Source organism: Pseudomonas sp. A25(2017) (assembly GCF_002001065.1).
In the GTDB taxonomy this organism is placed as follows: domain Bacteria; phylum Pseudomonadota; class Gammaproteobacteria; order Pseudomonadales; family Pseudomonadaceae; genus Aquipseudomonas; species Aquipseudomonas kilonensis.
The window spans coordinates 123,207-142,916 of record NZ_MUOA01000089.1 but is presented as its reverse complement, the minus strand read 5'-3'; the positions used below and the strand labels follow the sequence as shown (position 1 = coordinate 142,916).

The 19,710-nt window shown below is 60.6% G+C and carries 15 protein-coding genes; 9 read left to right on the top strand and 6 right to left on the bottom strand.

Annotation, left to right across the window (positions count from 1 at the left end; translation table 11 throughout):
* Positions 1–558 precede the first annotated feature (558 nt).
* On the top strand, positions 559–1,839 hold the full coding sequence (locus B0E42_RS23110; RefSeq protein WP_018605749.1) for a serine/threonine transporter: 1,281 nt from the start codon (positions 559–561) through the stop codon (positions 1,837–1,839).
* 869 nt (positions 1,840–2,708) lie between these two features.
* Here B0E42_RS23110 and B0E42_RS23095 read toward each other — a convergent pair.
* From B0E42_RS23095 to B0E42_RS23085, 3 genes are all read right to left on the bottom strand, one after another.
* A complete protein-coding gene (locus tag B0E42_RS23095; protein ID WP_077507633.1) occupies positions 2,709–3,599 on the bottom strand; it encodes a pseudouridine synthase in 891 nt (296 codons plus the stop codon).
* Positions 3,600–3,671: 72 nt separating this feature from the next.
* Positions 3,672–3,992 carry a hypothetical protein gene (locus B0E42_RS23090; RefSeq protein ID WP_014337296.1) on the bottom strand — a complete coding sequence of 107 codons (321 nt, stop codon included), beginning with the start codon at positions 3,990–3,992 and terminating at the stop codon, positions 3,672–3,674.
* 95 nt (positions 3,993–4,087) lie between these two features.
* On the bottom strand, positions 4,088–4,324 hold the full coding sequence (locus B0E42_RS23085) for a glutaredoxin family protein (RefSeq protein WP_018603163.1): 237 nt from the start codon (positions 4,322–4,324) through the stop codon (positions 4,088–4,090).
* A 189-nt stretch (positions 4,325–4,513) separates the two neighbouring features.
* Between B0E42_RS23085 and B0E42_RS23080 the strand changes: the two genes are divergently transcribed.
* Positions 4,514–6,226 (top strand): monovalent cation:proton antiporter-2 (CPA2) family protein, encoded by a 1,713-nt coding sequence (locus B0E42_RS23080; protein WP_018603160.1) that lies wholly within the window; start codon positions 4,514–4,516, stop codon positions 6,224–6,226.
* 8 nt (positions 6,227–6,234) lie between these two features.
* On the opposite strand, the gene B0E42_RS23075 is transcribed toward B0E42_RS23080, so the two are convergent.
* Complete coding sequence (locus B0E42_RS23075) at positions 6,235–7,443, bottom strand: ammonium transporter (RefSeq protein ID WP_018603159.1); 1,209 nt, start codon at positions 7,441–7,443, stop codon at positions 6,235–6,237.
* A gap of 339 nt (positions 7,444–7,782) precedes the next feature.
* Between B0E42_RS23075 and B0E42_RS23070 the strand changes: the two genes are divergently transcribed.
* The 7 genes from B0E42_RS23070 (at position 7,783) to B0E42_RS23040 (ending at position 18,075) form a co-directional block, all read left to right on the top strand.
* Positions 7,783–8,097 carry a YqjD family protein gene (locus B0E42_RS23070; RefSeq protein ID WP_003199441.1) on the top strand — a complete coding sequence of 105 codons (315 nt, stop codon included), beginning with the start codon at positions 7,783–7,785 and terminating at the stop codon, positions 8,095–8,097.
* A gap of 2 nt (positions 8,098–8,099) precedes the next feature.
* Positions 8,100–8,489: a phage holin family protein gene (locus B0E42_RS23065; protein WP_024618372.1), complete on the top strand. Its 390-nt coding sequence runs from the start codon at positions 8,100–8,102 to the stop codon at positions 8,487–8,489.
* Positions 8,486–8,821, top strand: a complete 336-nt coding sequence (locus B0E42_RS23060) for a hypothetical protein (RefSeq protein WP_003199437.1) — start codon at positions 8,486–8,488, stop codon at positions 8,819–8,821. The genes B0E42_RS23065 and B0E42_RS23060 overlap by 4 nt, the downstream gene beginning before the upstream one ends.
* Positions 8,822–8,963: 142 nt before the next feature.
* Positions 8,964–10,292, top strand: a complete 1,329-nt coding sequence (locus B0E42_RS23055; RefSeq protein WP_003199435.1) for a deoxyguanosinetriphosphate triphosphohydrolase — start codon at positions 8,964–8,966, stop codon at positions 10,290–10,292.
* A 459-nt stretch (positions 10,293–10,751) separates the two neighbouring features.
* Positions 10,752–11,378 (top strand): response regulator transcription factor, encoded by a 627-nt coding sequence (locus B0E42_RS23050; protein WP_003199430.1) that lies wholly within the window; start codon positions 10,752–10,754, stop codon positions 11,376–11,378.
* 11 nt (positions 11,379–11,389) lie between these two features.
* Entirely contained in the window at positions 11,390–15,010 is a 3,621-nt protein-coding gene (locus B0E42_RS23045) for a transporter substrate-binding domain-containing protein (RefSeq protein ID WP_168188536.1), read from the top strand.
* A 116-nt stretch (positions 15,011–15,126) separates the two neighbouring features.
* Positions 15,127–18,075 (top strand): HD domain-containing phosphohydrolase, encoded by a 2,949-nt coding sequence (locus B0E42_RS23040; RefSeq protein ID WP_077507628.1) that lies wholly within the window; start codon positions 15,127–15,129, stop codon positions 18,073–18,075.
* Positions 18,076–18,200: 125 nt separating this feature from the next.
* Here B0E42_RS23040 and B0E42_RS23035 read toward each other — a convergent pair whose 3' ends face one another.
* Both B0E42_RS23035 and B0E42_RS23030 read right to left on the bottom strand, forming a co-directional pair.
* Entirely contained in the window at positions 18,201–18,683 is a 483-nt protein-coding gene (locus B0E42_RS23035) for a GAF domain-containing protein (protein WP_014337288.1), read from the bottom strand.
* Entirely contained in the window at positions 18,680–19,570 is an 891-nt protein-coding gene (locus tag B0E42_RS23030) for an ATP-binding protein (RefSeq protein ID WP_018603150.1), read from the bottom strand. The genes B0E42_RS23035 and B0E42_RS23030 overlap by 4 nt, the downstream gene beginning before the upstream one ends.
* Positions 19,571–19,710: the final 140 nt, after the last annotated feature.

Below are 19,710 nucleotides of genomic sequence, written 5' to 3'. Positions count from 1 at the left end.
TGTGCATTTCGGATTTTGTTGACTGGCTGGGTACATATCCATTGCTGCGGTCACGGCTGCTTAGGGTTTCGCCCTGACGGCGACTCACTTTTGAGAAGCCCGGAAGCCGGCCCAGTCAAAAGTAAGCAAAACGCTTCTGCCCCACCACTCGGTGCCTCGCTAATGCCTGCGTTCGGCCAGCGTGGTTAACGGGGCGCCCGAGATCAACGTCCACGCCGAGGCGGCCTAGTAGCCGGCCTGGCTCTCCTGGTCGTACACCCATCAGATCTGTTTGATTCAGGACCTGTGGGAGCAAAGCTTGCTCGCGAAGGCGGCGGTACATTCAGTGCTGGTGCAAGCTGACCCACCGCTATCGCGAGCAAGCTCGCTCCCACAGGGAATGCAGGGATAATTCTATGGCAGCGATCTGATATGCATAACCGCTCCTCAGCTAAGCCTTTGCTTCTGCTCACTAATCCCGGACAATCGCGCCCCTGTTTCGGCCAGGGCGCTGCCTGTCGGGTTTTTCCGACTCGTCCCGGCCGGGTGCATGTGACCGGAATACGGAGATCCGCCCGGATGAATGATCAGGCCAATAGCGTCGAAGAGCGCTTTGAAACGACAGTCCCAGCCACCCTCAGCCAGTGGAGTCGCCAGGACACCACGTGGATGCTGGGCCTGTTTGGCACCGCCATCGGTGCAGGTACTCTGTTTTTACCCATCAATGCGGGCCTGGGCGGCTTCTGGCCGTTGCTGATCCTGGCGGTGCTGGCGTTCCCCATGACGTTCTATGCCCACCGGGGCCTGACTCGTTTTGTGTTGTCCGGTCGCGACGGCGCGGACATCACCGAAGTGGTGGAGGAACATTTCGGCCTCAAGGCCGGTGCGCTGATCACGCTGTTGTACTTCTTTGCCATTTTCCCGATCCTGCTGATCTACAGCGTGGCGTTGACCAACACCGTGGGCAGTTTCCTGGAGCATCAGTTGCATATCCAGCCGCCTCCTCGGGCTGTGTTGTCATTGGTGCTGATCCTCGGCCTGCTGGCGGTGGTCCGCTGCGGCGAGCAGGCGATCGTCAAGGCTATGAGCCTGATGGTCTACCCGTTCATCGTTGCACTGCTGTTCCTGGCGGTGTTCCTGATTCCCCACTGGAGCGGCGGCATCCTGACCACCGCGTCCACGCCGCCGGAACCTTCGGCGCTGCTGCATACTTTGTGGCTGGCGATCCCGGTGATGGTGTTCTCGTTCAACCACTCGCCGATCATCTCGGCTTTTGCGGTGGACCAGAAACGTCGCTACGGCGGCAACGCCGAGGAGCGCAGTTCGCAGATCCTGTCGCGCGCCCATGTGCTGATGGTGGTGATGGTGCTGTTCTTCGTGTTCAGCTGCGTGCTGACCCTGACCCCGGCGCAACTGGCCGAAGCCAAGGCGCAGAACCTGTCGATCCTGTCGTACCTGGCTAACCACTTCAGCAACCCGACTATCGCCTTTGCCGCGCCGTTGATTGCGTTTGTCGCCATCTCCAAGTCGTTCCTGGGGCACTACATCGGCGCCAGCGAAGGCCTCAAGGGCTTGATCGTCAAGAGCGGCCGCCGCCCGGCGCCCAAGACCCTGGACCGCCTCACCGCGGCGTTCATGCTGGTGGTGTGCTGGATCGTCGCGACCCTCAACCCGAGCATCCTGGGCATGATTGAAACCTTGGGGGGGCCGGTTATCGCGGCCATCCTGTTCCTGATGCCGATGTATGCCATTCGCAAAGTTCCGGCCATGGCCCGTTATCGTGGCCAGGCTTCGAATGTCTTCGTTACGTTGGTGGGTTTGGTGGCGATTACGGCGTTGGTTTATTCCCTCTTGGCTTAGGCCTTTATTGGAGGGCGAGGTTGGTGTGTATATTCGTTTCTGCGGTAACGGCTGCTTAGGGTTCCGCCCTGACGGCGGGTCACTTTCGAAAAGCGCGAAAGTAACCAAAGCGCTTCTGCCCCACCACTTGGCACCTCGCCTAGGCTCGGTGTGCCCTCACTCCGGCATTGCTCCGTGGGCCCGCCGCGAAGGGCCATCCATGGCCCAGCGCGGCTATCCCGGCATCCATGCCGGGATGCCCACTCCACAATGCCTGCGTTCGGCCATCGTGGTTAACGGGGCGCCGAGATCAACGTCCACCGCGAGGCGGCCTTATAGCCGACCTGGTTCTTGGTGGAACCGCGTTTCTCCTGTGGGAGCGGGCTTGCTCGCGAAGGCGGTGGTTCAATTTGCAGTGATGTTGGATGTGCTGACGTCATCGCGAGCAAGCTCGCTCCCACAGGTTTTACGGTGTACATGGATTTTGTGTCTGCTGAAGATCCCCTGTGGGAGCGAGCTTGCTCGCGATAGCGGAGGCTCAGCCACATAGATGCTGGCATGTATCCCGCTCTTGCTCTTGCTTTGGATCTTGATCTTGATCTGGACGCCCCGTTAAACCACGCTGGCCGAACGCAGGCATTGCGCAGTGGGCACCTCGGCATGGATGCCGAGGTAGCCGCGCTGGGCCATGGATGGCCCTTCGCGGCGGCCCACGGAGCAATGCCGGAGTGAGGGCACACCGAGCCTAGGCGAGGTGCCGAGTGGTGGGGCAAGCCTTTTTTGCTTACTTTTTTTGGCGTTTGAAAAAAAGTGAGTCGCCGTAAGGGCGAAACCCTAAGTAGCCGTTACCGAAGAAACGGATAAACACACCATTGCCCCTGAACAAAAAACTACCACTGCAACGAAATACCACTCTCGAACACCCGCTCCTGACCAATAACCGGATCAACAAAACGCAACCCTTGAGCCAGCAGCTTCAAAGGATTCGAGTAATCATCCTCAACATCCCGAAGCACATCAGGGTAAAACGGATCATTGCAGATCCCCGCCCCAAGGGCATTCATGTGAACCCGCAACTGATGCTTCTTACCCGTAACCGGATACAAGCCATAGCGCCACAATTCGCCGTTCCTTTCCAGCACTTCGATGGCCGTTTCGGTATTGGGCTCGCCCGGCCCTTCCTGCATCCGAAAGAATGGCTCACCATCGATCATCCGGCTTTTGTGCACCATGGGAAAGGCCAACCCAGGCAATGCCCGGGCAATGGCCTGGTAGCGTTTTTCGATCTGCCGCGTCGGAAATAACGACTGATACGCCGAGCGGGTGTTCGGGTTGGCCGAAAACAACACCAGCCCGGCCGTATGCCGATCGATGCGGTGCAAGGGCACCAGATGAGGGTTGTCCAACCGACGGATCAGCCGCCGCAACAAGGTTTGCTCGACATATTCGCCCGCCGGAGTGACAGGCAGAAAATGCGGCTTGTCTGCCACCACCAGGTGTTCGTCGGCGTACAGGATCGACTCCACCACCGGGATCGGCTTCTCATCGGGCACTTCACGAAAATAGTGGATGCGCAGGCCTTCGCGGTATGGCAAGTCGACCTGGATGGCCTTGCCCTCCCCGTCCAATACCCGGCCCCGAGCGATCCGGTCCAGCCACTGCTCGCGACTGATGGCGCTGAAATGCTCGCACAGGCACTCCAGCACCGTCTGCCAGGAACCGGGTGGCAGATACAACGTACTGGCCTGATGATGAGCGGCGGAAAACGATGAACCGGACATTGAAAACTCTTAGGCATTTTTGCAGGGTGGCATTATCCGACAGTCGCACCAGCCAGCCCAGCAATGATTGCCCTACGCCGTGACTGAAGTCGGTTTTGCCGCCGCTTCGGTGAACTCTTTCAACCAGCGCAGCACTTCCACCGCCTCCCAGCGACCTGGATCGTACAGCGCGTACAACAGGCCCTGGTAACCCACCACATCCAACTGTTTGTGATAGCCGGCACGCTGGAACAACGCTTCGATCTCGGCGAAACAGGTGTTGAAATGCAGTTTATTGAAGGGGGTCTTGCCTTCGGTAACCAAGCCATCCAGGCGCAGTTCCAGGACTGCCTCGCGCACAACGTCCGCGGACATCCTGTTCACGCTGCTTTTCAGTTGTTCGACATTGACCAAGGGGACGCACTCCAGATAGCTGTATGGGCATACAGTAACCGAAGACTGCAATTTTCGCCAATGGCTGCGCGCGGATACGATGAATGGAGAGACTATCAACGCAGAAACGCGACAACCTGTTCGGCGTCAAAAGGCCAGTCAAGCTCTGCGTCAGTATCGATTCGGCGCAGGACAGGGATACGTAGCCCATAAGTTTCGGCTGTAGCTTCGCTCTCGGCGATATCCACCAACTCCACCAACAATCCATGTTCGACGAAAGGCATCAGTTCAGCTTCGGCTACTTCGCAAAGATGACACCCCAGGGTGCCGAACAACTGGCATTCAGGAAGCATGGCGGGTAGACCCAAAAAAGATAGACGGTCATTCTAGGCCCGACCCAGGAAACCGTCGAGTCGCTGGCTCGCTTCAAGGTGTTTCGGTAAAACGCTGATGCAAATCACTGAGCGCCAATGCTTTTCCAGCGACGCTTGTCGCATTTTCCCCTCTACGCTGTGCGTTGTAGCCTTGAAACGGAGTTCCCCTTGTTTGCCAACCTGCTGATCATCCTTGCCTCGTCCCTGGTGGTCATCGCCTTGTTCAGACGGCTGCGCCTGCCACCCGTGCTGGGTTATCTCTGCGTCGGGCTGGCGGTCGGGCCTACCGCGCTGGACTGGGTCAACGACAGCGAAGAACTGCCAGACCTGGCCGAGCTCGGGGTGGTGTTCCTGCTGTTCTCGTTGGGGCTGGAGTTTTCCCTGTCGAAAATGCTCGAACTGCGGCGGGTCGTATTCGGCCTCGGCAGCCTGCAGGTGCTGTGCTCGGGGGCGGTCCTGGCGGGATTGCTGGCATTGGGCGGCGCGCCTGCGATCGCCGCGTTGTTGCTCGGTGCCGGGCTGGCCTTGTCCTCCACTGCCATCGTCAGCAAGGAGTTGACCAGCCTGGGCGAGATTTTCAGCAGCCACGGCCAGAACGCCATCGGCGTGTTGTTGTTCCAGGACGTGGTCGCGGTGCTGCTGTTGACCCTGGTACCGGTCTTCGCTGGCAGTAGCGAGCACCCGTGGTACTGGGCGCTGCCCTTGACCCTGGGCAAGACCTTGGTTTTGTTCGGTGGCCTGCTACTGGCCAGTCGGCTGCTGTTGCCCCGGCTGTTCCATGAAGTGGCGGCGTCCCGATCCGCAGAACTGTTCGTGCTGCTGGCCCTGGTGATCGTGTTGCTGACGGCATGGCTGACCCACCTGCTCGGTTTGTCACCGGCCCTGGGTGCGTTCCTGGCGGGCATGCTGCTGGGGGAAAGCCACTACCGACATCAGATCGAAGCCGACATACGCCCGTTCCGCGACATCCTGCTGGGGCTGTTCTTTGTCAGCATCGGCATGCTGATCGACCTGCAGCTGTTCCTCGATGACGGCTTGTTGATCCTGGGATTGACCCTCGGTTTGATGCTCATCAAGGGCTGCGTGGTCGCCATCCTGGTGAAATGGCGCGGCAGCGACGGTGAAACCGCCTGGCGCAGCGGCCTGGCGCTGGCCCAGGGCGGCGAATTCTGCTTTGCCCTGATGGCGCTGATGCAGCAGAACCGCCTCATGCCCGCCGACATCAGCGGCCTGCTGCTGGCCGCGACATTCTGCTCGATGCTGCTGACCCCGTTGTTGCTGCGCGCCGCGCCACGCGTCGCCGCGCACCTGCATCGCAAACCCAACGAAGAGGCGCAACTGGACCAGATCAGCGCACTCAATGCCGGCTTGTCGGGCCATGTGGTCATTTGCGGCTACGGGCGCGTCGGCCAGTCCATCGGGCGGTTCCTGCGCCGCGAAGGCCAGGCGTTCGTCGCCCTGGATGACGACCCGGTGATCATCCAGGAAGCCACCGTCGGGGAAAACTGCGTGCACTATGGGGATTCACGACGAGGTGACCTGCTTGCGGCCGTTGGCTTGAGCCGCGCCAGGTTGCTGGTGATCGCGGTGGACAAGACCGACATCGCCATCACCGTGCTCAAGGCGGCCCGCCAAGTCAACCATCAAGTACCGATCCTGGTGCGCACCCGTGACGACAGCCAACTGGCCGAATTGCAGGCAGCCGGGGCCAGCGAAGTGGTCCCGGAACTGCTCGAGTCAAGCCTGATGCTGGCTTCCCACGCCCTGATCATGCTCGGCCTGCCCGAGCAGCAGGTCCAGCAGCATGTGGATCAGGTCCGTCATGACCGCTATCGCCTGCTCCATGGCTTTTATCCTGGCAACCAGGACAAGGAGCCTTAGTGCAACGCTCAGTCCTGGCTGACCGCGCCGATCTTGTGAATCGACAGGTCGGCGCCGTAATACTCTTCTTCCTGGGTCAGGCGCAGCCCCAGCACGGCCTTGATCACGCCATAGACCGCAAACCCGCCGGCCAGGGCGACGACAACACCCAGCGCCGTGCCAATCAACTGGCTGATCAGGCTGACCCCACCCAGGCCGCCCAGGGCACTCTGGCCAAAGACGCCACAGGCAATGCCGCCCCAGACCCCGCACAGCCCGTGCAACGGCCAGACGCCGAGCACATCGTCGATCTTCCACTTGCCCTGGGCCGCCGTGAAGCACCAGACAAACAAGGCTCCGGCAATGGCACCGGTGGCCAGCGCACCGACCGGGTGCATCAGGTCGGAACCGGCACAGACCGCCACCAACCCGGCCAGCGGGCCGTTGTGCAGGAAGCCCGGGTCATTGCGTCCGACAATCAATGCCGCCACGGTACCGCCCACCATGGCCATCAACGAATTGACCGCCACCAGCCCGCTCACCCCGGGCAAGGTCTGGGCACTCATCACGTTGAAACCGAACCAGCCGACAATCAGGATCCACGAACCCAGGGCCAGGAATGGAATGCTCGAAGGCGCGAACGCCACCAGGCGACCGTCCCGGTAGCGGCCGTTACGCGGGCCGAGCAAGAGCACGGCAGCCAGCGCCAGCCAGCCGCCCATGGCATGTACCACCACGGAGCCGGCGAAGTCATGGAAACTGGCGCCGAACCGGGCTTGCAGCCACGCCTGCAGGCCAAAATTGCCGTTCCAGACCACGCCTTCGAAAAACGGATAGACAAACGCCACGATCAACACCGTGGCGCACAACTGCGGGGCGAACCGCGCACGTTCGGCAATACCGCCGGAAATGATGGCCGGGATCGCGGCGGCAAAGGTCAGCAGGAAGAAAAACTTCACCAGGCTGTAGCCATGATCGGCACTGAGCACCGCCGCCGGTTGCAGGAAGGTCACGCCGTAGGAAATCCAATAACCGACAAAGAAATAGGCCAGGGTCGAAACCGCGAAATCGCTGAGGATTTTCGACAGCGCATTGACCTGGTTCTTTTGCCGGACCGTTCCCACTTCAAGAAACGCAAAGCCGGCATGCATGGCCAGAACCATGACTGCGCCGAGCAGGATGAACAGCGTATTGGAGCTGTGGACCAGACTGTCCACGGCACTTTGCATATTTTCCATGGTATTGGCAGACCTGAAAAAGTTGAAAAAAGCACCAAATCGGTTCGCTTGCCTTGCGAGCGCACCAAGTTGAAACGACTCATTGGCCGGACGCAGCCCGCTGAACCGCTTTGGTGCGCAAGAACGGTCAAAACGAAATCCCGCCTGGAGGTGCTTCGCGGGTTTTGATTATTTGGGTTAAGGTTTTTCGGGCTTTCGCCCAGCTTCAGCGCACTGGCGCAGGCTGACGCACCAGTACATGGCAAAAGCCTGAGCAAAAGTTGTACCAGTCACTTGTACTGAACCTTCCAGCAAGGCTCATACTCGAACGTTTCAGACGTCACTTACGGAGATTCACCGATGGCCAGAACCCAGGCAAAGACTGCTCAAGAAACCCTGATGGAAGATTTCCAGACGCTGGTCAGCGACACGGAACGGTTGCTCGATCACACCGCGACGCTGGCAGGCGATCAAGCCGATGCACTGCGCAGTCAGATTCACGAAACCCTCCTGCGCGCACGCGAAACGCTCAAGCTTACGGAAGATTCCATGCGCGAACGCGGCCAGGCTGCGGTGGTCGCCACCGAGGAATATGTACAGGCCAACCCTTGGCAATCCGTGGGCATTGCCGCGGGCGTTGGCTTTCTGATTGGCCTGCTGGCAACACGGCGCTAATGATGGGTATCGACGAATCCGGCTCGTCCGAAGCGGGCACACAACCGACAGCACGTCGCCTGGGCGCGGCGTTCCTTGGCTTGTTGCATAGCCACGTCGAATTGTTCGGCATGGAGTTGCAGGAACAGAAGGCACGCACCGTCAGCCTCCTGCTGTTCGCCGGCCTTGCGCTGGTGTTCGGCTTGCTGCTGTTGGTCGGGCTTTCGGCACTGGTACTGATCCTGGTGTGGGACACCTATCGCCTGGCGGGCATTATCGGCCTGTGCCTGTTCTACCTGCTGGCAGCGCTGTTCTGCGGTCTGCGGCTCAAGGCAGCGATCTATGACGAGTCCTCCCCTTTTAACGCCACCCTCGAAGAGCTGGCCAATGACCGGGAGCGCCTGCTGCCATGAGCCTGCCTGATATCCCTCAAGCCCGAACCCGACAGGAAATGCGCAAGGCGCTGGTGCGTCTGCGCATGGAAATGCATCGCCAGGAAATCCGTCAGGAAACGCGCCAGTTGCTGCAGCCCTTGCAACGGGTGCGCGGCTTGACGCAAAGCTGGCATGAAGGTTTCGGCATCAAGCACGCGCCACTGTGGGGCGTGGCGGCGGTGTCCCTGCTCGGTTTCATCACCGGCAAACGGACCCGCAATGGTGGTGGCGGTGGCTTGACTGGCCTGATCCGCCTGGCAACCACATTGCTGCCGTTGGTCAAGCTGGCCAAAGACCTGCGCAAACCCTGAGGGACCCGCACCCTGTGGTGAGGGGTTTTATCCCCTCACCACAAAAGGTTATGTATCCGGTCCGTGCGGTCTATAGGCCTTGCAGGGCAGCCCACGAACCGGGAAGCTAGGGCATCGACATCATCAAACGGAGCAACCGGCCTTGGATTGGCATACCCTGCTGACTCGCGAACGCCTCGGAAAACCGCTGCACAGTCCGCAAGAACTGGGCCGCAGTCCTTTCCACAAGGACCACGACCGCATCATCTTTTCCGGCGCCTTCCGTCGCCTCGGACGCAAGACGCAAGTGCATCCGGTCTCCAGCAACGACCACATCCATACGCGCCTGACCCATTCGCTGGAAGTCAGCTGCGTCGGGCGTTCCCTGGGTATGCGCGTGGGAGAAACCATCCGCAATGCCCTGCCTGACTGGTGCGAGCCAAGCGACCTGGGCATGGTGGTGCAATCGGCCTGCCTGGCCCACGACATTGGCAACCCGCCGTTCGGTCACTCCGGCGAGGATGCTATTCGCTATTGGTTCCAGCAGGCCGCCGGCCGTGGTTGGCTCGATGCAATGAGCGAAGCCGAGCGCAACGACTTCCTCAACTTCGAAGGCAACGCCCAAGGATTCCGCGTTCTCACCCAGCTTGAATACCATCAGTTCGACGGCGGAACGCGGCTGACCTATGCCACCCTCGGCACCTATTTGAAATACCCCTGGACTGCCCGCCACGCGGACTCGCTGGGCTATAAGAAGCACAAGTTCGGTTGCTACCAGAGCGAACTGCCACTGTTGGAGCAAATTGCTCACAAGCTCGGCTTGCCACAGATCGAGGATCAACGCTGGGCGCGGCATCCCTTGGTGTACCTGATGGAGGCCGCCGATGACATCTGCTACGCGCTGATCGACCTGGAAGACGGCGTGGAGATGGATCTCCTGGAATACCCCCAGGTGGAATCGCTGCTCCTGGACCTGGTGGGCGACGATCTTCCGGACACTTACCGCCAGCTTGGGCCGCTGGACTCGCGGCGACGCAAACTGGCGATCCTGCGGGGCAAAGCCATCGAACACCTGACCAACGCCGCCGCCCGGGCTTTTGTCGAACAGCAGGAAGCATTGCTTGCCGGTACATTGCCAGGGGATTTGGTGGAGCATATGCACGGCCCGGCAAAACGCTGCGTGTTGAATGCCAAAGACATGGCGCGCCGGAAAATTTTCCAGGACAAGCGCAAGACCCTGCATGAAATCGGTGCCTACACCACGCTGGAAATCCTGCTCAACGGATTTTGCGGGGCCGCCCTCGAACAGCACGGAGGCCGTACGCCTTCGTTCAAGAATCGCCGCATTCTCGACCTGCTGGGGAACAACGCGCCAGATCCCAACGGCCCCTTGCATAGCGCTTTCCTGCGAATGATCGATTTCATCGCCGGGATGACTGACAGCTACGCCAGCGAAATGGCCCAGGAGATGACCGGCCGCACGCGCCAATAAAAGGCGTGGATCGACGAAGTGCTGCGCCTGGCACAAAACCTGTGGGAGCGAGCTTGCTCGCGATGGCGGTGGATCTGTGCGCATCAATGCAGGATGTGCCACCGTCATCGCGAGCAAGCTCGCTCCCACAGGAATTGGCGGTGAATGTGAATTTTGTAGCGCTGCGCCACAAGGAGTTTGAAGTAGATAAACAACTGTATGGTTTACACAAACCTCGATTGAAACGCTTCTTTTGTTTGCACAAACAACACTATCAAAGAAATATCCCTTCACACACCGCCAACACATCCCCCTCTTATTGTCGCCCACCGACTAAAAAACCGATTACCTCGTAATATCTTGCCTCTTTTTTTGTAGGAAACTTCTGAAATTGAAGTTGCATGCCCGTCTCTTCGTACGGCCCTGGTTGTAAGTGGGCTAAGGTGCGCGCTTTATTCAAGTTCGCAGGGTAATTTATTCATGAACTCCGTTTTCATTGTCGACGATCATCCGGTCATCCGCCTCGCTGTTCGCATGCTTCTGGAGCATGAGGGCTATAAGGTCGTAGGAGAAACTGACAACGGCGTCGATGCGATGCAAATGGTGCGCGAATGCATGCCAGACCTGGTTATCCTGGACATCAGCATTCCCAAACTCGACGGGCTGGAAATCCTCTCGCGCTTCAACGCCATGACCACTCCGCTCAAGACGCTGGTGCTCACGGCCCAGTCGCCGACGCTCTTCGGCATTCGATGCATGCAGTCCGGTGCCTCTGGTTACGTTTGTAAACAGGAAGACCTCAGCGAACTTGTCAGCGCAATCAAAGCGGTATTGTCCGGCTACAACTACTTTCCCAGCCAGGCGCTGAATCCGGTACGCCCGGATGACCCACGCAGTATCGAGCTGGACCTTTTCAAAAGTGTCAATGATCGGGAACTGATGGTGCTGCAACTTTTTGCCCAGGGCCGTACCAACAAGGAAATAGCCAAAGGCATGTTTCTAAGCAATAAAACCGTCAGTACTTATAAGAAGCGGCTGATGCAGAAGCTCAAGGTCAAGTCCCTGGTCGATCTGATTGAAATGGCGAAGCGCAACGCGCTGGTGTGAGAAGAAACTGGATGCTCAGACGCATAACCGAATGTCTCCTGCTGATCAGCGCAGCGTTATATGCAGGAGTGCTCATGGCGGCACCGGATGCGCCCGAGCACTATACGTTGCTGGGCCGTTCGTCCATGGCCCATACCGAGATCAAGCTGGATGACGTTCACCGCGCCTGGCTACAGGATCGGCAGGCGCTGGTCCTGGGAACGTCCGCGCCGGATTACCCGCCCTTCGATCTCTCCAGCAGCGGACGCGACTACGAAGGCCTGACGGCCGATTACGCCGACATCATCGCCAAAGCCACCGGCCTGCCCATGAGCGTCCTGCGCTTCGACTCCCGCGAGGCGGCCATGGCCGCACTCAAGGATGGGCAAATCGATATGCTTGGCACCGCCAACGGCTTCGAGGCGCGCAACCCCGATATTGTGCTGTCAACGCCGTACGCAGTGGACCAACCCGTTCTCGTCACCCGAACGAATGAAAGCCGATCCCTGACTGACGATCTCGAAGGGTTACGGCTGAGCATGGTCTATCACTACCTGCCGCTACGGGAAATTGAAAAACTCTACCCCAAGGCACTCATCACCACCTACCCGTCCTACCAGAACGCCATCAATGCCGTCGCCTTCGGTCAGGCCGACGTATTTCTCGGCGATACCCTTTCCACCCACTACATGATCAACAAGGGCTACTTGAGCAATATCCGCATGGCCAGCTTCGGCAAACACGAATCCCATGGGTTCGGTTTCGCCGTACGACGTAGCGACACCCGCTTGTTGGAAGTCATCAACGCTACGCTGAGCCAGGTCTCCATTGCCGAGCAAGCCGCGATCTCCAAGCGCTGGAGTGCAGGCAGCGACCTGTATCTCACGGACCACAGGATACAACTGACCGACCGCGAGCAACGCTGGCTGGCCAGGCATCCGGTGGTTCGGGTGGTGGTGAACGACACCTCCGCGCCCTTCACCTTCTTCGATGCCGATGGGGACTTTCGCGGCATCAGTGCCGACCTGCTGGAACTGATCCGGCTGCGCACCGGCCTGCGCCTGGACATCCAGCGCCGCCAGAACGACAGCGAAATGATTACCGCGGTCCTCAACGATCAAGCCGACATCATCGCCGCACTTTTGCCCAGCAGTGAACGACAACTCCAGTTGAAGTTCAGCCGCCCCTACGTCGACAGCTCGTTCGTCCTGCTGACCCGCAAACAGTCCGACACGCCCACGACACTCGATCAGTTCGGCCACGCCAGCCTGGCAATCGCCAAAGGCAATCCGGTCATTGAATGGCTACGCAGCCAGTACCCAAACATTCAAATCATCGAAACGGACGGCCCCTTGCGCGCCGTGGAAATGCTCGTCCATGGCCAGGTCGACGGCAGCGTGAACTCGCAGGTGATGGCCAACTACTTCATCTCCTCCTATGCATGGCGCGACAGGTTGCAAATCAGCAGCACGGTGGGCACCCAACAGGCCATGTTCGCGCTGGCCACGGCAAAAAACGCCACCGAGTTGAACGCCATCCTCGACAAGGCCCTGACCAGCATCGACCCCGACGAACTGGGCGTCATCAACAACCGCTGGCGCGGTTACGTCTCGCCCTCGGAACACACCTGGCGCACCTACAACCGCCTGTTCCTGCAGATCGTCGTGGGCGTTGGCCTGTTGTTGCTGTTTTCCCTGGCGTGGAACGCCTACATGCAGCGCCAGATCAGGCAACGTCAACGGGCGGAACTGGCCCTCAATGATCAGCTCGAATTCATGCATTCGCTGCTCAATGGCACCCCCCACCCCATCTACGTGAGGGATCGCAACGGCATCCTGCAAAGCTGCAACGACAGCTACCTGCAAACGTTCGACGTCAAACGCGAAGACGTCATCGGCAAGAGCCAGATGCCAGGCTCCATGAGCAACGCCTTCGAAGCGCAGGAGTACCAGGCGGACTACCAGCGTGTCATGGCCGAAGGCACCGCCCTGATCGTCGATCGGCCCCTGCACATCGGGGACAGGCAATTGACGATCTATCACTGGATCCTCCCCTACCGAAACTCCGCCGCCGAAGTGCGAGGCATCATCGGCGGCTGGATCGACATCAGTGAGCGGCGCCAGCTGTTCGAGGAACTGCGCGCGTCCAAGCAACGGGCCGATGACGCGAACCGCGCCAAAAGCACGTTCCTGGCAACCATGAGCCATGAAATCCGCACCCCCATGAACGCGGTGATCGGCATGCTTGAGCTGGCCCTGAAACAGGCCGACAAGGGCCGCGTGGACCGTTCGACCATCGAAGTCGCGTACGAGTCGGCCTCCGGCATGCTCGAACTGATAGGCGATATCCTGGACATCGCCCGTATCGAATCCGGCCACCTGAGCCTGGCCCCCGAACGCGTCGATCTCAGGACCCTGCTGCAATCGGTCATTCGGGTATTCGAGGGCGTGGCCCGGCAGAAAAACCTGGCGCTGTCCCTGCAGTTCGACGCCGCCGAGGGTAGCCCTGACGTGTTGATGGACCCGTTGCGATTCAAACAGGTGCTGTCGAACCTGATCAGCAATGCCCTCAAATTTACCGAGCAGGGCCAGGTCGTGGTCAAGGTCCGGCTGTCTCCAACCGACCAGGACGACGTTCTGCAAATGCACCTGGAGGTCAACGACAGCGGCATCGGTATTGGCCCGGCGGACCTGCAACGTTTGTTCGAGCCGTTTGCCCAGGTCGATAACACCAGCCGGATGGCCCGCAACGGTGCGGGGTTGGGGCTGGTGATCAGTCGCAACCTGTGCCGGATGATGGGCGGCAACCTGCACATGAACAGCCAACCCGGCAGCGGCACCCAGGTCCAGGTCTGCCTGCAACTGACCGTCCTGTCGACGGCGCCGGTTCGCCCGCCACCTGAACCGGTCATCGAAACGGCCCAGGCCACCCTGAACGTCCTGATCGTGGACGATCATCCCGCCAACCGCCTACTGATGTCGCAGCAATTGGAATACCTGGGCCATCACTACCAGGTCGCCCATGATGGTGCCCACGGGCTCGAGGTCTGGCAAAAAAATCATTTCGATCTGGTCATCGCCGATTGCAACATGCCCATCATGAACGGCTACGAACTGGCCCGATCGATTCGTCGCGATGAGTCCGAGCAGCAACGGCCACCTTGCACCCTCCTGGGGTTCACCGCCAATGCACAACCGGAGGAAAAACAACGCTGCCAGGACGCTGGAATGGATGACTGCCTGTTCAAGCCAATCAGCCTGAGCGCCTTGAGCCAATGGATCAAAGCGGTCAAACCCGCCGGACGCCCCACCGTTTTCAGTGTACAAAGCTTGCAGGCGTTGACCGGCGGCGACCCTTCGTCCAACCGGCGCCTGCTGGCTGAATTACTCAGCAGCAGCCGCTCGGACCGCCAGGAGTTGCTCGATGTCGCCCGCGGCGCAAACCGGCAAGCGCTGACCGAAATAGCGCACAAGATAAAAGGCGTCGCCCGCATCATCCAGGCGACCTCGCTGATCCAGCGGTGCGAGGCGTTGGAGCGCGCTTGTCACCAGGCGCAGGCACCTGGACGAATCAGCGATTGCATCGACGCCCTCGACCGCGCCATGAGCGAACTGGAGCGGGCCCTGGAAACGGAGATCGCCAAGGCAAAATAATCCAGCGTTTACTATGCTATTCGCTCAGCAGTGCGTACCTGGGGGGTTCTCGATCGGTTTCCCTTGCACGCGGGAACACTCATCGAGAACACCCCCTGACACTTGGAGTGACTGCAATGCCCAGCGCACCGCGTCCGGACAAACGCCGGTTCCCCCTGCACGTCCACATCAGCGTGATGTTTACCCTGCTTTTGCTGCTGACCGGGGTGGTGCTGGGGGTTTTCAATTACCGGCAAACCACGCAAATCATCCTCTCCAGCAGTGAAAAACTGTTCAACCGTATTGAACAGGATGTGCGCCTGGATTTGTACGACACCTACGAACCCATCCGTCACCTGTTGAGCCTGCTGGCTGACTACCCGGCGACGCGCACGCCGCAGATGGCGCAACGCCTGGCCCTGCTCGTGCCCTTCAGCCAGGCGCTGCGGGACAACCCTAACCTGGCATCGTTGTACCTGGGCGATCAGCGCGGCAATTTCCTGATGGTCCGGCCGCTGCGCACCGCGGCCCTGAAAGCCGCCCTGCAGGCGCCGGCCGACTCGGCCTACCAGGTCTGGACCGTGGAGCGGGCCACCGAGCAAGGCCCGGTTCATTCCCAGTCGCGGTTCTACGACGAGGCCCTGACACTCATCGGGCGCCGGGACATAGCCGACGAAATCTACGATCCCCGCGGCCGCAGCTGGTTTCGCAGCGCCGTCGGCAGCACCGAGCAGATTACCACCGAGCCCTACGTTTTTTTCTCCACCCAAAACGTCGGCACCACCCTCGCCCGGCGCAGTGGCGAGCAGGCTGTCATCGGCGCCGACCTGACCCTGGTGGCCCTGTCCCAGACCCTGGCCAAGCACAAGGTGACGGCTGGCACCGAGGTCGTGCTCCTTGATCCCAGGGGCAACGCTGTGGGTTATCCCGACAGCCGCCGGCTGCTCGCCGACGCCCAGTCGACACGCCTGATCAAGGCCCGCGACCTCAGCCCGGCCATCGCCGCCGCACTCGACAACAACACTGACACCACACGCCTGGAAGCGGCCGGACGCCCGTGGATCGTGTCTCGCAGCCACATGCAGGAAGGCGGGCCCCAAGGCCTGGAACTGGCGTTGCTGGTCCCTGAAGATGAGCTGCTGGACAATGCCTACCGCATGCGCTGGCAAGGCGCGCTCATCACCCTCGCCACCCTGCTGCTGTGCCTGCCCCTGGGCTGGCTGACGTCCAGGATCCTGGTCAAGCCTTTGCGCGAACTGGTGCAGGAGGCCGATGCCATTCGCAGCTTTGACTTCAACTACCCGGTGTCCCGTCGCTCCCCGGTGCTGGAGGTCGATCAGTTGAGCGTCTCGATGGCGCGCATGAAAGAGACCCTGGCAAGTTTCTTTGAAATCACCGCCAGCCTGCGCGCCGAAACCCGCTTCGCCCCGTTGCTGGAACGGGTGTTGTTTGAAACCGTGAAGATCGGCCAGGCCCAGGCCGGCCTGATCTACCTGCGCGAGAACGACGACAATCGGGTCAAGCCGTATGGGCTGGTGATCGATGGAACGCCCAGGGACCTCGACGCCTTCAAGTTGCGCAGCCATGCACTACAGGCGAGCGCCAGCCCGCCATGGCTCCAGCAACTGGCTACCTCGGACAACCTCGTGGCATCCCTGGGCTTCGAACAGGCGGGCGACCTGCAGGGCGTGCTGCGGGAGCTGGACTCCCCGCGCGTCCACTTGATCGGTATTCGCCTGCGCAATCGGCATCAGGAAACCGTCGGCGTACTGGTGTTGCTGGTCACCGACAGCGGCACCGAAGCCGACCTGGAAAAACTGCAGCCCGACCGCATCGCCTTCCTCCAGGCCGTGTCCGGCGCCGCCGCCGTGAGCATCGAGGCCCAGCGCCTGCAAGCCAGGCAAAAGCAATTGCTGGACGCCTTCATCCAATTGCTGGCCGGCGCGATCGATGCCAAGAGTCCCTATACCGGCGGCCATTGCCAGCGGGTGCCGGTCCTGACCCTGATGCTCGCCCAGGCCGCCGCTGCCAGCCAGGCACCGGCATTCGACGCCTACCGGCCAACGGAGGATGAATGGGAAGCCCTGCACATCGCCGCCTGGCTGCACGATTGCGGCAAGGTCACCACTCCCGAATACGTGGTCGACAAAGCCACCAAACTGGAAACCCTGAACGACCGGGTCCACGAAATACGCACCCGCTTCGAAGTGCTCAAGCGCGACGCCTGGGTCGACTACTGGCAGGCCGTGGCAAGCGGCGGCGAGCCGTCATCCCTGGCGCAACAGCGTGACGCGACATTGACGGCCCTGGATGACGACTTCGCCTTCGTCGCCCGTTGCAACCTGGGCGCCGAAGCCATGGCCGAGGCCGACCTGCAACGCCTGCAGCAGATTGCCCAACGCCCGTGGACCCGGACCCTCGACGATCGCCTGGGGGTTTCCTGGGAAGAGAACCGACGCCAGAATCGAACGCCCAAGCCGACACTACCGGTCACTGAGCCGCTGCTGGCAGACAAGCCCGAACACCTGCTTGAGCGCCACGCGGCCGAACTGATCCCGGCGGACAACCCATGGGGCTTCCAGCTCGATGTTCCGGCCTGGAAATACAACCGCGGCGAACTCTACAACCTGAGCATCACGCGCGGCACGCTGACCCGCGAGGAGCGCTACGTCATCAATCATCACATGGTGCAGACGATCCTGATGCTCAGCCAGCTGCCCTTCCCCAGTCACCTGGACAGCGTGGCGGAGATCGCTGGCGGTCATCACGAGAAAATGGATGGCAGTGGTTACCCCAAGCGCCTCCAGCGCGAAGAGATGAGCCTGCCGGCGCGCATGATGGCCATTGCCGACATTTTCGAAGCACTGACGGCGGCCGACCGCCCCTACAAGAAAGCCAAGAAGCTGAGCGAGGCCCTGGGCATCATGGCCACCATGTGCCGTGACGCCCATATCGATCCCGAGCTGTTCGGGCTGTTCATCGAAGAAAAAATCTACGAGAGCTACGCCAACCAGTTCCTCGACCCACACCAGATCGATGAAGTCGACCCCGACAGCCTGCTGGCCAAGGCCGGGCTGAAGGCATGAAAGCAATCCCTGTAGGAGCTGCCGAGCGAAGCGAGGCTGCGATCTTTCCCCTGACGCTTGAACCTCAAGCGAACGATCAAAAGATCAAAAGATCGCAGGCTTCGCCAGCTCCTACGCAAAGCGAGTCAGCAATCCGTCAGGCGCAGGAAGATCGCGGCCAACTGCTCGATGCCGGCTTGATCATGTTCGGTAAAGCGCGCCAGTTTCGGACTGTCCAGGTCGAGCACGCCGATCAGGCGCCCGTCCTTGACCAGCGGCACCACCAGCTCGCTGTTCGACGCGCTGTCGCAGGCGATGTGCCCGGCGAAGGCATGGACGTCTTCGACGCGCTGGGTCTGCCGGGTCGCGGCCGCCGTACCGCATACACCGCGGCCAAAGGGGATCCGCACGCAGGCGATCTGGCCCTGGAACGGTCCCAGGACCAACTCTTCGTTGCGATTGAGGTAGAAACCGGCCCAGTTCAGATCATCCAGCTGACTGGACAGGAAAGCCGAGAACTGCGCGGCGTTGGCGATGAAGTCACGCTCATCGGCCAGCAAGGATTCCAGCTGTGCCGATAACAGCGCGTAGCCGTCAAGGCCGACTCCGGTGCCCTTCAAATCGATCATGCCTTGTGCTCCAACAATTTCAGGCCAACCCAATAACGGGCAAACTGATAGGCGCAACGTCCGTTGCGATTGCCGCGCCCGGTTGCCCAGCGCACCGCCAGTACATCCAGCGCTTCGTCGCGCTGCCAGGCCAGGCCGGCCTTGGCCGCCAGTTCGCCGATCCAGTGCTCCACCACGTTGAGGAAATGCTCCTGGGTAAACGGATAAAACGACAGCCACAAGCCAAAGCGGTCGGACAAGGCGATCTTGTCTTCTACCGCTTCGCTGGGGTGAAGTTCGCCGTCGACCCGCTTCCAATTCTCGTTGTCGCTTTCCTTTTCCGGCACCAGGTGACGACGGTTGGAGGTGGCATACAGCAGCACGTTGTCCGGCGCCTGCTCCAGGGATCCATCCAACACGCTCTTGAGCACGCGGTAATCGCCTTCACCGGATTCGAACGACAAGTCATCGCAAAACAACACGAAGCGCTGGGGCAGTTTCGCCACCTGCTCGACCACGCGGGGCAGATCGGCCAGGTGATCGCGTTCGATCTCGATCAAGCGCAGGCCATGCTGGGCATGCTCAGCCAACAGGGCGCGCACCAGGGACGACTTGCCGGTGCCACGCGAACCCCAGAGCAAGGCATGGTTGGCGGGCATGCCATCGATGAATTGCCGCGTGTTGCGGCCCAGTTGTTCAACCTGGCGCTCCACGCCGATCAGGTCCGACAAGCGCATGTCGAGGCTGACCTGCAGCGGCATCAGATAGCCGCTGCGCCCGTCACGCTGCCAGCGGGCGGCCAGGGTCTGGGTCCAATCGATGGAGGGCCGAGGCGCCGGCAGCAAAGGTTCGATCCGGGCCAGCACGGCATCGGCACGCTCAAGAAAAGCATTCAATCGCGAGTCCACGTCTTCTCCTCGGACAGGTTCACAGTAATGATGGCGCTCCAGCAACGAAACGCCGTATCCAATGGCGGGTCTACTTCACACAATACACACCGGCTGCACCGGTATTCAGAGATGATCAGCTATGCTTGACCGGCGAAGGG

Coding starts and splice junctions, on each gene's coding strand:
- B0E42_RS23110 (WP_018605749.1), top strand. CDS start 559: ATGAATGATCAGGCCAATAGCGTCGAAGAGCGCTTTGAAACGACAGTC.
- B0E42_RS23095 (WP_077507633.1), bottom strand. CDS start 3,599: ATGTCCGGTTCATCGTTTTCCGCCGCTCATCATCAGGCCAGTACGTTG.
- B0E42_RS23085 (WP_018603163.1), bottom strand. CDS start 4,324: ATGCTTCCTGAATGCCAGTTGTTCGGCACCCTGGGGTGTCATCTTTGC.
- B0E42_RS23075 (WP_018603159.1), bottom strand. CDS start 7,443: ATGGAAAATATGCAAAGTGCCGTGGACAGTCTGGTCCACAGCTCCAAT.
- B0E42_RS23070 (WP_003199441.1), top strand. CDS start 7,783: ATGGCCAGAACCCAGGCAAAGACTGCTCAAGAAACCCTGATGGAAGAT.
- B0E42_RS23065 (WP_024618372.1), top strand. CDS start 8,100: ATGGGTATCGACGAATCCGGCTCGTCCGAAGCGGGCACACAACCGACA.
- B0E42_RS23060 (WP_003199437.1), top strand. CDS start 8,486: ATGAGCCTGCCTGATATCCCTCAAGCCCGAACCCGACAGGAAATGCGC.
- B0E42_RS23050 (WP_003199430.1), top strand. CDS start 10,752: ATGAACTCCGTTTTCATTGTCGACGATCATCCGGTCATCCGCCTCGCT.
- B0E42_RS23045 (WP_168188536.1), top strand. CDS start 11,390: ATGCTCAGACGCATAACCGAATGTCTCCTGCTGATCAGCGCAGCGTTA.
- B0E42_RS23040 (WP_077507628.1), top strand. CDS start 15,127: ATGCCCAGCGCACCGCGTCCGGACAAACGCCGGTTCCCCCTGCACGTC.
- B0E42_RS23035 (WP_014337288.1), bottom strand. CDS start 18,683: ATGATCGATTTGAAGGGCACCGGAGTCGGCCTTGACGGCTACGCGCTG.